This window comes from Haladaptatus sp. R4 (assembly GCF_001625445.1).
In the GTDB taxonomy this organism is placed as follows: domain Archaea; phylum Halobacteriota; class Halobacteria; order Halobacteriales; family Haladaptataceae; genus Haladaptatus.
In genome coordinates this window covers 49,069-64,118 of record NZ_LWHG01000006.1, presented here as the reverse complement: position 1 = coordinate 64,118, position 15,050 = coordinate 49,069, and the positions used below count along the sequence as shown (strand labels likewise).

General features: G+C 63.2%; 8 protein-coding genes and 6 pseudogenes. 6 read left to right on the top strand and 8 right to left on the bottom strand.

Annotation, left to right across the window (positions count from 1 at the left end; translation table 11 throughout):
• The first annotated feature begins 6 nt into the window (after positions 1 to 6).
• Positions 7 to 1,307 (top strand): annotated as a pseudogene (gene gdhB, locus A4G99_RS02975) (glutamate dehydrogenase GdhB).
• Positions 1,308 to 1,426: 119 nt separating this feature from the next.
• Here the strand turns inward: gdhB and A4G99_RS02970 are convergent.
• Both A4G99_RS02970 and A4G99_RS02965 read right to left on the bottom strand, forming a co-directional pair.
• A pseudogene (locus A4G99_RS02970) lies at positions 1,427 to 2,430 on the bottom strand (LLM class flavin-dependent oxidoreductase).
• Between the two features lie 610 nt (positions 2,431 to 3,040).
• Positions 3,041 to 6,014 (bottom strand): annotated as a pseudogene (locus tag A4G99_RS02965) (FAD-binding and (Fe-S)-binding domain-containing protein).
• Positions 6,015 to 6,382: 368 nt separating this feature from the next.
• Between A4G99_RS02965 and A4G99_RS24245 the strand changes: the two are divergent.
• A pseudogene (locus tag A4G99_RS24245) lies at positions 6,383 to 6,726 on the top strand (PadR family transcriptional regulator).
• Here A4G99_RS24245 and A4G99_RS02960 read toward each other — a convergent pair.
• The 4 genes and pseudogenes from A4G99_RS02960 to A4G99_RS02945 form a co-directional block, all read right to left on the bottom strand.
• Complete coding sequence (locus tag A4G99_RS02960) at positions 6,680 to 7,327, bottom strand: hypothetical protein (RefSeq protein ID WP_223301661.1); 648 nt, start codon at positions 7,325 to 7,327, stop codon at positions 6,680 to 6,682. The pseudogene A4G99_RS24245 and the gene A4G99_RS02960 sit on opposite strands and share 47 nt — an antisense overlap.
• Positions 7,328 to 7,378: 51 nt before the next feature.
• Positions 7,379 to 7,768 (bottom strand): hypothetical protein, encoded by a 390-nt coding sequence (locus A4G99_RS02955; RefSeq protein ID WP_066139258.1) that lies wholly within the window; start codon positions 7,766 to 7,768, stop codon positions 7,379 to 7,381.
• Between the two features lie 29 nt (positions 7,769 to 7,797).
• A pseudogene (locus A4G99_RS02950) lies at positions 7,798 to 8,494 on the bottom strand (hypothetical protein).
• A 14-nt stretch (positions 8,495 to 8,508) separates the two neighbouring features.
• Positions 8,509 to 9,414 carry an NAD(P)H-binding protein gene (locus A4G99_RS02945; protein ID WP_066139255.1) on the bottom strand — a complete coding sequence of 302 codons (906 nt, stop codon included), beginning with the start codon at positions 9,412 to 9,414 and terminating at the stop codon, positions 8,509 to 8,511.
• A gap of 53 nt (positions 9,415 to 9,467) precedes the next feature.
• On the opposite strand from A4G99_RS02945, the gene A4G99_RS02940 reads away from it, so the two are divergent.
• The 4 genes and pseudogenes from A4G99_RS02940 to thrC all read left to right on the top strand — a co-directional run bounded on the left by A4G99_RS02940 (position 9,468) and on the right by thrC (position 12,512).
• Entirely contained in the window at positions 9,468 to 9,902 is a 435-nt protein-coding gene (locus A4G99_RS02940; RefSeq protein WP_223301659.1) for a DUF456 domain-containing protein, read from the top strand.
• A gap of 233 nt (positions 9,903 to 10,135) precedes the next feature.
• Positions 10,136 to 10,417 (top strand): hypothetical protein, encoded by a 282-nt coding sequence (locus tag A4G99_RS02935; RefSeq protein WP_066139252.1) that lies wholly within the window; start codon positions 10,136 to 10,138, stop codon positions 10,415 to 10,417.
• A 58-nt stretch (positions 10,418 to 10,475) separates the two neighbouring features.
• Positions 10,476 to 11,235: pseudogene (locus tag A4G99_RS29715) on the top strand (HpcH/HpaI aldolase/citrate lyase family protein).
• Positions 11,232 to 12,512, top strand: a complete 1,281-nt coding sequence (thrC, locus tag A4G99_RS29710) for a threonine synthase (RefSeq protein ID WP_394337435.1) — start codon at positions 11,232 to 11,234, stop codon at positions 12,510 to 12,512. The pseudogene A4G99_RS29715 and the gene thrC overlap by 4 nt, the downstream one beginning before the upstream one ends.
• 474 nt (positions 12,513 to 12,986) lie before the next feature.
• Here the strand turns inward: thrC and A4G99_RS02925 are convergent, their stop codons facing one another.
• Together A4G99_RS02925 and A4G99_RS02920 are read right to left on the bottom strand one after the other, a co-directional pair.
• Positions 12,987 to 13,220 (bottom strand): CDGSH iron-sulfur domain-containing protein, encoded by a 234-nt coding sequence (locus A4G99_RS02925; protein WP_066139249.1) that lies wholly within the window; start codon positions 13,218 to 13,220, stop codon positions 12,987 to 12,989.
• A 49-nt stretch (positions 13,221 to 13,269) separates the two neighbouring features.
• Positions 13,270 to 15,021, bottom strand: coding sequence for a DEAD/DEAH box helicase (locus A4G99_RS02920; protein WP_066139246.1), 1,752 nt, complete (start codon positions 15,019 to 15,021; stop codon positions 13,270 to 13,272).
• Positions 15,022 to 15,050: the final 29 nt, after the last annotated feature.

Sequence of the window (15,050 nt, the reverse complement as noted above, 5' to 3'; positions counted from 1 at the left end):
TCACCGATGGCATCTAACACAGTGAACTCGCGCCGACGGCCAGCGGACGACGAATCGAACGACGGTACCGATGAATCGGCGCTCGAAACCGCTCGTCGGCAGTTGAATCGAGTGGCGGACGGGTTGGACATCGATCCGAACATCGTCGAGCGGTTGCGCCATCCATCGCACGTCCATCGCGTCGCCGTTCCCCTGAAACGGGACGATGGGTCCATCGAGGTATTTACCGGCTATCGTGCGCAACACGACAGCGTTCGTGGTCCCTACAAGGGTGGAATCCGGTATCATCCGGGCGTCACCGAGGAGGAGTGTATCGGTCTGTCGATGTGGATGACGTGGAAGTGTGCCGTCATGGATATCCCCTTCGGCGGTGCGAAAGGCGGTCTCGTCGTCGATCCGAAGCGACTCTCGGAGACCGAACACGAACGGTTGACACGTCGATTCGCACAGGAACTTCGGGACACGGTCGGGCCGAAGCGCGATATTCCGGCCCCCGATATGGGAACCGATTCCCGGACGATGGCGTGGTTCATGGACGCGTATTCGATGCAGGAAGGTGAAACCGAACCCGGCGTCGTCACCGGTAAACCGCCGGTCATCGGTGGGTCCTACGGGCGGGAGGAAGCGCCCGGTCGATCAGTCGCGCTCATCACGCGCGAGGCGTGTGCACACTACGATTTGGGACTCGACGGAACGACGATTGCGATACAGGGGTTCGGAAGCGTCGGCGCGAACGCCGCCCGTCTCTTGGACGAATGGGGGGCGTCCATCGTCTCGATTTCGGACGTGAACGGCGCAGTGTACGACCCCGACGGTATCGACACCGTGGACGTCCGTCTCACGACGAGAAACCCGAGGCCGTCACCCAGTACGCCGACGACCGAATCAGCAACGAGGAACTCCTCACGCTCGACGTGGACGTGCTCATTCCGGCGGCGGTCGGAAACGTCCTCACCGAGGCCAACGCGGACGACGTACAGGCGGAACTCGTCGTCGAGGGTGCGAACGGTCCGACGACATCGTCCGCCGATTCCGTATTCTCGGAACGAGGTATCCCGGTGATTCCGGACATCCTCGCCAACGCGGGCGGAGTGACGGTTTCCTACTTCGAGTGGTTACAGGACATCAATCGGCGTCAGTGGTCGCTCGAACGCGTGCACGACGAACTCGAATCCGAAATGCTCGACGCGTGGTGTGACGTGCGTCGGGAGGTCGAAGAACGCAACGTGTCGTGGCGCGACGGTGCGTATTCCGTCGCCCTCTCCCGAATCGGCGAGGCCCATCGTATCCGTGGTCTCTGGCCCTGACGTCGAACGTTCCACGAACGTTCGGCGTCTCGTCCGTACCGAACCCCGTTTTCCACATCCGGCGCGGCCGTAAAACAGCGGAAATGGTGGGGTGTGTTGTGCGTCCCTGTGGTATAAAACTACCGGATATTCGGTGCGACGTCGTCACCCAGTCGTTCCACGCAGTCGGCCATCGCCTCGGTACCGATTCCGGGGTGGTACGTTCGGAAGATGAAGTGCAACGTCGTCGCCCAGCGCGTCGCGGTACTCGTTCAACTCCGCCGTGACTTGCTCGGGCGTGCCGAAGATGGCCTGTTCTTTTAGCTCTTCTTGTCGTTCTGCCGGAAGTTCGTCCACCGACTCGCCGGAGAATATCTCGGCGTACCGTCGCTGGATGTAGAAGTAACCGGGCTTCATCGCCTCCCACGCTTCTTCCTTCGAATCGCCGACGAACCCGTGTTGGAGGACGTACACCTCGAAATCGCCCTCGATTCCTTCCTCCTTCCGAACGTGCTCGATGTCCTCCTTGCGCTTTCGGACTCCCTCGATGGAGAGCGAGGAAGGCGCACACCACGCGTCCGCGACGCGTGCCGCGCGTCGAACGGCGGGTTTGACGCCGCCGCCGTACATGATGGGAATTTCCGACTCGGGTTTCGGCGTCACGCTCACGTCCGGCGAGACGTCGTGGAACTCGGCGTCGTAGTCGAGTTCCCCGTCCGACCACGAGGCACGGAGGAGTTCCGTCAGGTCCGTCATGCGTTCGACGCGCTCCTCGTTGGGACGCCGAACGATTCGAACTCGCGGGGGTTCGACCCGATGGCGAGACCCACAGTCAGTCGGCCATCGGACAGCAGGTCGACCGTCGCGCGTCCTCCGCGAGTCGAACGCCGTCGTAGAGCGGGGCGAGCGCGATGCAGGAACCGAGTTCGACGTTCTCGGTTCGGGCGGCCAGCGCCGCGAGCGAGGGCATGGTGGAGGGGAGATAGCCGTCCTCGGCGAAGTGGTGTTCGGACACCCACATGCTGTCGAGTCCGGAGGCGTCGATTACCTCGCCCAACTCCAGCATCTCGTCGTAAATCTCGGTCATCGAACGGTCGTCGTCCGGGCGTCGCTGACAGGTGAACAGCCCAGTCCCGAGTTTCATACTCGAAAATCGAACGCCGATACCTTAATCGTTTATAAGGATGGTTGGTGAAGACGAATCCGGTTTCTTCACTTGGTCCGTGATGTGCTCTTATCGTACTGCTTTTTGGGTTCAGAGATCGTAGCAACTGCGATACAGTCATAGAAAGCCCTCTGACCGTTCGCTTCGAGAGAACCACGCTGGCTCGATTATGAATGCAGCGACCGAGCCGCGTGAATACCGTCACCGCTCCCGTACCGCAACCGCACAGTACCACGACCCTCCCCAGCCGATTCACTCCACTCGTGATACTCGTTCCGCTCATCCCTCGCGCGGGCGCACTGCGTGCGCCACCGTCAGAGCAACGCTCTGACGAGCTCGCTCACATTCGTTCACGAGGACGTCGCGCGCCGTGCTGATCGTATCGAGCTGCCTGTCCGGTCGGATGGCGCGCGCGAGAAACGTGCGCGAGGGATGAGTGAGGGAGAGGGCCAGCGACCGAGCGAATCGGTTGGGGGGGGAGGCGTGCGGGCGGTGCGGTCTTGATTGCGGCTCGGTCGTTGTAATCACGACGTAACCAAATGTAGCGAGTTCAGTCTAAAACGAGTTCCGACAACGGCACGCTCGCAGACTACTTCCCGCCACGAGCCAGCGCGTCCGCGACTTTCTCGATGGGATGGGGCGGCCGCGTATCGTGCCCTTCGAGTTGCGTCCGGCAGGACGCGCCGGGTGCGACGACGGTTTCCGCGTCGCTCTCCTCGACTTGGTCGAACAGGATCCGTCCGATGGCCTGCGAGAGGTCGTACTGTTCGGCTCGGTAGCCGAAACTGCCCGCCATGCCACAGCACCCGCTGTCGAGGGGGTCCACCTCGTAACCAGCACGTCGCAGGACGCCGACCGCGTGGTGGTCCCGATTCAGTGCCTTCTGGTTGCAGTGGCCGTGATAGGAGAGCGATTCGTCCACGCCGCGGAACTCGATGTCGTCGTCCAGTCGCTTGCGGTCGATGAACTCACAGACGCCGTAGGTGTTCGCCGCGACGTCCTCGACGGCGGGGTTCGAGACGAGGTCCCGATACTCGTCCTGGAACATCACCGCGTCGGAGGGTTCCACGAAGACGACCGACCAGCCGTCGTCGACCCGCGATTCGAGCGCCGCGACGTTCGCTTCCGCGTTCTCGCGCGCGGTGTCGAGGAAGCCTTCCGAGTAGGCCGCCCGTCCGCTCGGCGCGAGGTCGGTCGGCACTTGGACGTGAACGCCAGCGGCTTCGAGGACGCGGACGGCGGCCTTGCCGGGTGCCGGATAGCTGTAGTTCGTGAACGTGTCCGGGACGAACAGCACCCGCTGGGTGGCGATGTCTGGCGGCACGCGACTTCCGCGCGATTCGAACCAGTCCACGAACGTCTCCCGACTGAACGTCGGCAGGTCGCGCTCTGGGGCGATACCGAGGGTCCTCTCGGCAATCGCGTCCGTTCCCGGAAGCCGAGTCGCCCAGTTCGACAGCGGGGCGAGCGCGCTCCCGAGCGCCGAAATCCTGTGGACGTTCGCGAAGAACGTCTCCCGCAGGTCCGCACCGCGTTTCTCGTGGTCGGCGTGTTTCACCTCGGCCTTCAGTTTCGCCAAATCGACGCCGGTGGGACAGTCGTGAGCACAGCCCTTACACCCCAGACAGAGGTCCAGCACCTCCTCCTGAAACCGGTCGGTGAACAGTTCCTCGGTCGGAATCTCGCCGCTGATGGCGGCTCGAAGGAGGTTCGCCCGTCCCCGCGTCGTCGTCATCTCCGTCCTCATTCCGCGGTAGGACGGACACATCGTCTCGCTTCCGGTCTGGCGGCAGGTACCACAACCGTTGCAGAGTTCGACGAGGTGCGAAAAGCCGCCCTCCGCCGAGAAATCCTGCACCGTCGTCGGCTCCAGCGAGGAGTAGTCCGGCCCGTAACGGAGGTTTTCTCGCATGTCGGCTTCGTCCTCGTCCCGAAACACGACCGTTCCGGGGTTCATCCGCCAGTCGGGGTCGAACGCCGTCTTGAGGTCCTGAAACGCCGTCCACAGTTGCTCGCCGTACATCTTCGGGTTGAACTCCGTTCTGGCGAGTCCGTCGCCGTGTTCGCCGGAGAACGAACCGTGGTGGGCGAGGACGAGCGACGTCACGTCGTCCGCGATAGAGTGCATCGTCTCGATGCCCTCGGCGTCTTTGAGGTTCAGAATCGGTCGAATGTGGAGCGTGCCGCTCCCCGCGTGGGCGAAGTAGGCCGCCGTGGTATCGTGATCTTCGAGCACGTCCATGAACTCGCGGACGTACTCGGCGAGTTCTTCCGGCGGCACCGACGCGTCCTCGATGAACGGATACGGCTTCGGGTCGCCCTCCATGCTCATCAGCAGCGGAATCGCGGCCTTGCGGAGCTTCCAGAGGTCCGCCTGCTCTCCGGGCGTGTAGGCTTCGAGCACGTCGAACGCCTCGCCCGCGTGGACGAAGTTGGCGTTCGTCTCCGCGATGGCGTCCTCGAAGTCGTTCTGAAGCTCGTTATCGAACTCCAACATCAGGGCGGCTTCCGCCCGTTCCGGAATCGGGGCGGCGTACTCCGCGAACTCCGTCGAATTTCGGGCGAGGCGGAACACCTCGTCGTCCATCAACTCGACGGCACTCACGTCGAATTCGAGGGCTTCCGGAACTGCCTCCATCGCCGATACGAGGTCGTCGAAACAGTAGAGCGCGAGCGCGGTTTCGTCGGGGCGCGACACCAATCCCAGCGTCGCGCGCACCACGATACCGAGCGTTCCCTCCGCCGCCGACGAACAGTTTCGAGAGGTTGATGTACCGGTTTCCGTCCCGCTCGGAAATCACCTTGTGGAGGTTGTAGCCGCTGACCGAGCGCTTGAGCGTCGGATAGCGCTCCTCGATAGCGTCCTCGTTGTCCTCGACGAGTCCCCGGACGGTTCGGTACAGTTCGGCCTCCCTGTCGTCACGTTTCACGATTTCGTCCCACTCCTCGCCGTCAGTTGACGTCGTGGGTGTGAATCAGCGACCCGTCGGCGAGGACGACGTCCAACTCGGCGGTGTACGCGTCGGTGATGCCGTAGCGAACCGAGTGCGCGCCGGTGGAGTTGTTGCCGATGCCGCCGCCGACCGTGGCCCGGTTGGAGGACGCCGGGTCGGGCGCGAATTTGAGATCCCACTCCGCGAGGTACTCGTCCAAGTCGTCCTGCACGACACCGGGTTCGACCACCGCTCGGCGCTCGTCGGGTGCGACGTCCAGAATGGAATCCATGTGGCGCGAGAAGTCGAGGACGACACACCCTTTTCCGACGGTCTGTCCCGCGAGCGACGACCGGCACCGCGCGGGAGGACGGGCATGTCGTGGTCTGCAGCGACGCGCGCCGCCGCTCGTACGTCCTCGACATCGGTCGGGTAGACGACCCCCGCGGGTTGGGATTGGTAGATGCTGCCGTCCGTCGCGTACAGGATGCGCGTGTACTGGTCGAAGCGGACGTCACCATCGACTACGGCACGCAGTTCGTTCGCGAGGGAGGGATGCGTGTCCGAGACTTCGTGACCGAGCGAAGCGCGGTACGTTTCGAGGTCGGGAGTGTCGTCCCGTGTTGCCATGCGAGAGATAACCAGACACATGGGCATAAATACGGGGTTGAATAAACTCGATTTTGATAGATATAAACGAACGCATCTCTCATCCGACTAATTCGGAATCGTGCCCGACAGGTCTCAAAACGGACGTTTTAAGCTGTCCTTTCGTTCGGAAGGCGTCCGTATTTCGACGTGTCCGCCCCCGAGACGTGACGGGTGAGGAACTATCTATAGAGTTTGGAGAGAGCCATCTTATGTCATTCGAACAACTGGTACTCGGTAGGAGAATAGTCGAGACGTGAAACATGAAATCGGAAGACAGCGTCGGGGTAGGTTGGGATTGGCCATTACTCTTTTGTCTATTGCATGATTCTGTAGGTCTAGGGAGAACCATGCACGACCTGACTGGTTTCCAGCGAGACCTTCTGTACGTCATCGCTGGTCTGGACGAACCCCACACGGCCTCGCCATCAAAGAAGAACTCGAAGCGTACTACGAGAAAGAGATTCATCACGGCCGACTGTATCCGAATCTCGATTCACTCGTCGATAAAGGGTTGGTGGAGAAGGGACAGCGAGACCGTCGGACGAACTACTACACGCTCACCCGCCGAGGAGCGCGGGAAATCGAAGCGCGACGCGAATGGGAAGAGCGCTACGTCGGCGCTGACCTCGGTCAAACGCAGACGCTTAAGGAGAGAGTGCGGTACCGAGGACCGCCGCGTTCAACGCTCTGATTTGAGCGAACACAGAGCTCGACTCATTTACTTTGTAGCCGTCACCCGACTCAGTGAGAACGCCGAGGTCCGCCAGCGGTTCGACGTGCATCCACACCGACTTTCGGGACAGGCCGACGAGTTGGTGAAGGTCGTCCTGCGTGAACACCTCGTTCTGATCCATAGCGAGTAGTGCGTCCAACAGCAGTCGTACCTCCTTCGGTCGTGTCAGGTCACGAAAACCGTCCGACGCGCCGCGTTCGTCCGCCGCACCGCGCAACTGTGCGACCGTGTTGGCGATAACGCTCTCCGAGTTCGGGCGGTACGTCCCGTCGTCTTTGCGGAATACGTGGAGTTCGACGAGGTCGTCCAGGCTTCGGTCGACGCTGTCGGCTCCTTGGTCGAGTTCGTGCGCGAGTTCCTCTAGCTCCCACTCGCCGCCGGTCGCGGCGGCGAGACGAACCAGCTCTCTGGTCGCGGAGTCGCGGGTCAGAAAGAGCCAGCCAGACGGGTACGCCGCCCGTGCCGCCTGAATTCCTTCTTCGTCCGCAAGCCCCCACATGTCGTCTCGATTGTGGGTCGTGCGGAGGGTCCAATCTCGGGAGTCTACATGAAGCGCCATTAGATTGCATTGTCCCGCCGATGGTATATAATGGTTGTACTCCGAAAGTGACTAGTTTTCCGGATTCGACTCACACGAAACGTTCCACGAGACGGGGGATTCTGCGGACAATCGTCGATAGATCGACTTCAACCCCTCAGAACGAGTGTCCGGAAGGATGTGTAGTTCGACGGAACCGTAGCGCACGACGACGCGAAAGGTCGTGTCGTGTTCGCGGTCGCGGACGAGATACATCGGGACGGGAAGGTCGAACCAGTCGCCGTAGGTGTAGGCATCCCCGTCCAGTACCCGCTCGACGAGCGCGGTGAGGTCGTTCTCGGACGGGTCGGAGTCGGGCGAGAGTCGAAACAGCGTCTCCCCTTCGTAGCGAACGCCACCCCGTCGCGGATACGTTCGGCGCGGACGGTGGGGAATCGAGAACGATGGGTCGCCGTCGGACATGGACTACCAGCGAATTACACCGTCATCGGTTAAATAGTTGAGCGGCGAGTGCGGATGAAAATCGCGCTCCCGGAGACGCAGAAGACGGCGACGACGTGTCCGACCAGGGCGAGCACCAGCAGGTCGTAGCCCCAGACGAACGGGACCAGAACGAGTTGCAATACGGCGAAGGCGATGACGACCGCATCGACACGCCGGAGGTCGTGGCGCGTCTCCGACTCGCTCGGATACTTCACGGAGACCCAGAAGCCGATGACGCTCGCCCACCACGCGGTGCCGATTCGGTAGCACACGTCCCAGAGGACGAGCAGGGTGAGAAACACGGCCGGAATCGGGGGCGACGTCCGCGAGCAGGGATTCGAGCAGCGGCGCTCCGGTCCGAGGCGTGTACACCAGCAAGTAGGTGACCAACGCCACGTAGGCGAGGACGCCGAGAACCACCTCGATGCTCGACCCGAACAACAGCTTTCGGTACACCATCGGAATCGTCAGGTCCCGCACTCGTCGTCCGATGAGGAGCATCAGCGCGCTTCCGGCGGTGGCGACGACGATTGCCGCGGTACCCGCCGGAACGGCGTGCCAGAGGTCGTATCGCCACGCGAGCAACAACATGAGTCCCTCGAAGAGGACGAACTGAATCGTCAGCGCGAGCCAATCGGGGAACGTGACGCCCGGAATCCCGTCCGCGCTGCTCTCGTAGGCCCATCGATACTCCGGCGTGTTCATCCGGTTTGCCCTGCTCATGCGATTGCGCGCCGCACGGCGTCGTCGAAGGGTGTCAGTTCGATGGGGACGAGCGAGCGAATCCGGTCGTCTTCCACGACGGTGCGCGTCTTCAGTCCGAGGATGAGCGGATGCGCGACGACTTTGGGGACGTCGGTGACCAGATCGACCCAGTAGGCCGAGAGTTGCGGGCTGAGGACGGGAACGGGGACCATCGTCGCGCGTTTGTCGAGCAGGTCGCCCGTCCGAATTACCATCTCGCCGTACGTCAGTACGTCCGGCCCGCCGATTTCGTACGTTTCACCGGCCGTCTCCGGCGTGTCGAGGACGCCGACGAGATAACCGACGACGTCCTCGATGGCGATGGGTTGGCAGTTCGTCCGGACCCATCGTGGCGTTATCATGAGCGGCAGACGCTCGGCCAACTGCCGGACCATCCGGAAACTGGCGCTGTCGCCGCCGATGACGATGGCCGCCCGAAGGACGGTGAGGTCGTACGCCCCGGTACCGAGGATGTACTCCACTTCCCGACGCGATTTGAGGTGATCCGAGAGCGTGACCCGTTCCCCGCCGAGACCGGAGAGATACACCACGCGGGAGAGTTTCGATCCCCGAGCGGCCGAAACGAAGTTTCGCGCCGCGACCCGGTCGTGTGCCATGAAGTCCTCGCTCTCGCCCATCGAGTGGACGAGGTAGTACGCGGCGTCCACTCCGTCGAAGACGCCGCGAAGGCTCTCGCGGTCGTTCAAGTCCGCCTCCACCACTGACACGCCTTCCGGCGGGTCGTACGTCGAAGCGTTTCGAGTCATCGCCACGACTTCGTGACCCCGTTCGATCAGTTCGGGGACGAGGTTGCGGCCGACGAACCCGGTTGCTCCGACGACGAGTACCTCATTACTCGAAACTCGGGCGCTACGGTTCAAAAGCTGTCGGGGCAACCTGAAGGGTTATGCGCCGCAAGCACCACGATTTCCATATGGATTGGCCGTTCCTCCTCGCCCTCGCCCTCCTACTCGGTGGCGTTCTCGGAAGCGTCGCTCCCCTCGTGCCGGGAGTTCCCCTCTCGCTCGCGGGAATCTACGTCTACTGGTGGGGGACGGACTTTCACAGTCCCGGCCTCGCCTTCGTCGCCATCGCAACGGTCGTCGGTATCGCGGCGTTCGTCGCCGACTACGCAGGAAGCGCGATTTCCGCACGCGCTGGCGGTGGTTCGATGGTGTCCGCCGCCGTCGCGGCCGTCGTCGGAATCGTCGCCCTGTTCGTCACGGGACCCGTGGGAATGCTGGTCGCCGTCGCGCTCGCCACCTTCGTCGTCGAACTCACGCGGACGAACGACCTCCGGCACGGTGCCCGAACCGCTGGCTTCGCCGTCGTCGGCATGCTCGCGTCGGCGTCGTTCAACTGCTCGTGACCGGTTCGTTGCTCGTCGGCTTCCTCGCCGTCGTGATATTTTGAACGACTGTCTTCCACTGGCTGTTCCATCCATCAACTTGATTAATATTCTGAATATGGGCGACTCTCGGATCAGGCTCTCCCGTCTACGCCTGGCATCGTCACGACCGGTCAAGTTACTGAACTACCGTATTGAATAATTTTAAATCAGTTGCCTGATTTGTAGATGACGACAGTCATAGGCACCTTTCCATGCAAGCTATCGAACTCACCTACATACTACTCAGCGTCGTTCTCGCGGCGACCGGCCTCACGATGGTCGGTTTGGCGATGCGTGCCTACCTTCAGACCTCCCGACGGTCGATGCTCGCCCTCTCTATCGGGTTCTCGATTCTCGTCGCGGGCGCGATAGCCACGACGTTCAGCGCGTTTCTCACGGATTTCCACAACACCAGACTGCTTTTGACGGTGAACTACGGCGTCTCGACGGTCGGCTATCTGTTCGTCATTTACAGCGTGACAGGTGCGGACTGAGGCGACTCGAATTTCCCCGACCGGACCCTATTTTTCCCTCCTTCGCGTTCGAATTCCCATGAGCCAACTCGCGGACGCAGTTCGTGCAGGTGATCGCACCGTCGGATCGTGGATTTCCATCGGCCACCCGGCGGTCGCCGAGATGAGCGCCGAACTCGGCTTCGATTTCGTCGTCATCGACGCGGAACACACGGCGATGTCGCTGGAGACGGTCGAATCGCTCGCCCGTGCAGTGGATGCGGCGAGCGGCGACACCGAACCGCTCGTCCGCGTGGCCGACGACGACCCCGCTCGACTCAAGCGCGTCCTCGACACCGGCGTTTCCGGTGTTATCGTTCCGATGGTGGAGACGGCCGACCAAGCCCGAGCCATCGCGGATGCGACGCGCTACCCGCCGGATGGAATCCGTGGCGTCGCCGGGGCACGGGCCTCGCGGTACGGACTCAGCTTGAGAAAATACTTCGAACGGGCGAACGACGAGCGTCTCGTCGTCGTTCAGATCGAATCCTCGATCGGCGTCGAAAACGCGGCCGCCATCGCCGGTGTCGAGGGGATCGACGCGCTGTTCGTCGGCCCGGCGGACCTCTCCGCGTCGCTCGGTCGGTTCGGCGACACCGACTCGCTCGACACGAGATTCCGCTGTCTTGGCGGCGGGTCACGAAGCGGGCGTCCCCGTCGGCACCATCGCGCTCGAATCCGAAGACGTGGAGCGCTGGGCCGACGCCGGATTCGACTTTCAGGTCGTCGGCATCGACGCCGACTACTTGCTCTCGGGTGCGACGAACGCCAAGGAACGCTACGAGGACGCGATCCGATGACGGCGGGGATGACGCTCGCCTGCTATCGGTGTGGCAACGAAGTGAACGCGGAAACGCGCGCACGCTGCCCGTGCGGCGAACCGCTCTGGCCGAAGACCGACGCATCGGACTTTTCGTGGCCGACGGTCTCGGACCCGTCCATCTGGCGGTATTCGGCGTTGCTCCCGGTCGGGCATCCGTCGGCGACTCCCGATATCGGTTCGGCGGTCGGCGGAACGCCCCTCCTTCGAACGCCGCGGTTGGACGAGTACGCCGGATGCGAGATGTGGGTCAAGGACGAGAGCGCCAATCCGACGGGCAGTTTCAAGGACCGGGGGAGCGCCGTCGGCATCGCCCGCGCGCTCGAAACGGACGACGAGTGGGTCGGAACCGTCTCGCACGGCAACATGGCGATGAGCATGGCCGCGACCGCCGCGAGCGCTGGCCTGAACTGCCTCGTCTTGGTCCCCGACGACATCCCGACGGAACGACTCGCCCACATCGCCCAGTTCGGTCCGACGCTCGTGCAGGTCGAAGGCGACTACGGCCGACTGTACGACGTGAGTCTCGAATTTTCGGATATTCGATTCGTGAACTCCGACGCGCCGCTTCGGGTCGCGGGCCAGAAGACGACGGCGCTCGAAATCTGTGAATCGTTCGCCGCACGAGGAACCGGTTCGACCGTACCGGATACAATCGTCGCGCCGGTCAGCAGCGGCGGACACGCCAGCGCCATCTGGAACGCCCTCCGTGAACTCCGGAGCGCGGGGTTGCTGGATTCCGCGTCGCTTCCGCGACTCTACTTCGTGCAGGCCGCCGCTTGCGACCCGATTTCGAGGGCGTATCGGGAGGGAGCGAACGAGGTCGTACCCGTCGAGGCTGGCGAAACCGTGGCGTATTCCATCGCCAACGCTTCGCCGCCGAGTGGCAACCGAGTCCTCGCGGCGGTCCGCGAGACGGACGGTGCCGTGCTCTCGGTCGAGGACGATGCGATTCTCGATGCGAAACGACACCTCGCCCGTGGTGCGGGACTGTGCGTCGAACCCGCCTCCGCGACGACGCTCGCCGGAATCCGTCGGCTTTCCTCGGAGGGCGAAATCGGTTACGACGAATCGGTCGTCGCCATCGCGACCGGGACCGGGTTTCGCGAACGCTCGTCGATGGCGTCGACCGCCCCGAATCGGTCCGGATCGACGACTTGCCGTCGCGCGTGGACTCTTTGGTGTCAGGATAGCACTTCGACAGGATCGTCTCGCTCTCGATGGTCGCGCCGTTCACCATCACGTCCACGCTCGTGAACATGATGCCGTTCCCGTACGGTTCGACCGTTTTCCCCGTCATCGGTCCGACGAGCGCCTTCCCTCGCTGACCCGTGACGGTGTCCTCGTAGTAGATGACGAGGTCGTACTGCACGTCCTTCGGTTTGACCTTGACGGTCACGTTCCGGCAGGAGTAGTCGATATCAGCGGTCACGGCGACCGTTTGGAGCGCCGTGGCGTCCGCTGTCGGTGTTTCACCCACTGCCGGTGTTTCGTCCCCCGTCGCCGGGTTACCGGTCGCGACCGTTCCCCCGCCAAAACCGATCCCGGTGACCACGACAACGACGATTGCGGTCGTCACCAGTTTCCGTCCCACTCCCCCGAGATGCATACCGTCGGCACGCCACCGATTCGGTTAGGCGTTGTTGCCGACCCCGCTGATCGTGTTTTCCGCTACTCGTCGTCGCGTTCTCCGCTATTTGCCGTATTCTCCGCTATTCGTCGTGTTCTTCCCTATTCGCCGCCGTCCTTGTAGACGATTTCCTCGATTTCGCGCCGGTCGCCGTCCTCGTATCGATACACCGTCCCCGATTTCTCGTCCCTCGTCGTTCGGTGCGTGCCGTCGCAGAACGGGTAGTCCGACGAGAGACCGCACATGCAGATGGCGATGTTCCCCTTCTCGTCGTCGAAATCATCCTCGTCCACTTTCAGCGGGCCGGTCGCGTCGTGTCGCACTTCGCGGGCCATGGTTCGACTTGTGCCCGCCCGTACTTCAGTCCCGTCGCCGACTTCCGGGCTACTCCTCGTCCCGTTCGTCCAGCACGGTTTCCTGAATCCGGATTCCCTTCGACGCCAGATGGCGCAACTGCTGGCGGGCGAACTCCTCCTCGCGGGTGCCGCGCGTCGCCAGCACGTACATCCGGGCGCGTCCGGCGGGGCGCATGGTCCGTCCGGCGCGCTGTGCACCTTGCCGCCGTGACCCGCCGAGACCGGACGCGACGATGGCGATTTCGGCGTCCGGGAGGTCGATACCCTCGTCGCCGACGCGGGAGATAACGAGGGTGTCTTCACGCCCGTCGCGGAACGCCTGCAAGTGACGTTCGCGTTCCGGGTGGCGCATCTGTCCGCTCAGGAACGGCACGTCGAGGGCCTCCGCGATCCGGTCGCCCTGTTCGAGGTACTCCACGAACACCAGCGCCTTCGAGGTGGGGTGCTCGGCGAGGAGGAACCGAATCTCGTCCAGTTTCGCGGGATTCGTCGCCGCGATCTGGCGCTTGCCGCGCCCGTCGGCGTTGGCGTACTCGCCCTGATAGGTCTCCTCGTCCCAGCCGACGTACCGGATTTCGACTTCCGGCTCCGCGACGAACCCGGCCTCGAACAGCGCGTCCCAATCGGTTCCGATTGGGGGGCCAATGAGCGTGAAGATGTCCTTCTCCTTGTCGTCCTCCCTGACGGGAGTAGCCGAAAGTCCCAAGCGGTGCTTCGATTGGAGGTTCGCGCTCCGGCGGAAGACTCGGCTCGGAATGTGCTGGCACTCGTCGTACACGATGAGTCCCCAACGTCGCTGGTCGAACAACTGTCGATGGCGGTCCATCCCGGCGGTTTGGTAGGTCGCAATCGTCACGGGGCGAACGTTCTTCTCGCCGCCGTGGTACTCGCCGACCTGTTCGCGCGTGAGGTCCGTGTGGGTCAACAGTTCGTCGCGCCACTGCCCGGCGAGTTCGCGGCCGGGAACCAGAATCAGCGTCTCGCCGGAGACGGCTTCGAGGACGCCCATCGCGGCCACCGTCTTCCCGCTTCCGGGCGGGCCGACGAGGACGCCCGATTTCAGGTCGATGAACTCCTCGACCCACTCGCGTTGGTAGTCGCGCAGGGAGAGTGCGCACTCGACGGGCAGTTCGTCGCCCGTCTCCAGTTCACGCTCGTCTTGGACGGGATACCCCGCCTCGTACAGAATTCGCTTGACTTCCGCGACCTTGTCCTCGGCGACCCAACTTTCGTCGTCGGCGATGGGTGCGCGAAGGTGGTTATCGTTCAACTTCTGCCGGGCCACGTTCCCCATCAGGTCGTCGCTCGCGGCCTGTAGGACGACGTAGCCGTCCTCGTGGGTGTAGAGGCGGAACTGCTTCGCTCGTTTCCACTGTCCCTCGATGAACGCCTCCAGATCCGGCGACGGTTCGGGGAGCACCTGCCGAACGGTTCGCATCAGGTTGTCGAGCGAGTCGTAGGGTGCGGACCAGATGTCCTCCTGTCGAACCTGATAGCTGTAGCTCCCGGCCCGCGTCGTGTCGGTGAGGTGGGCGAACTGCGAAAGCTGTGCTCGCGTGAACTGTTCGGGCTGGTCGGCGACGATCTCGCGGCGCTTCGGGAACACCACGATTCGCTCGCGGTCGGCCAGTCGCTCCCACTCCGTCGGGAACCAGACCACCGGGTCGTTCTCCACGTCGAGGCGCGCCACGTCGCGCTCGTCCCGCAGTCGTTCGAGTGCGCGGTTGGCGTCCTCGTGCGAACGGTCGAGGACGCGGGCGACTTCGTCGGCGGTGAGCACCGGCCGCCCGAGTCGATGGCGTCGTAGAA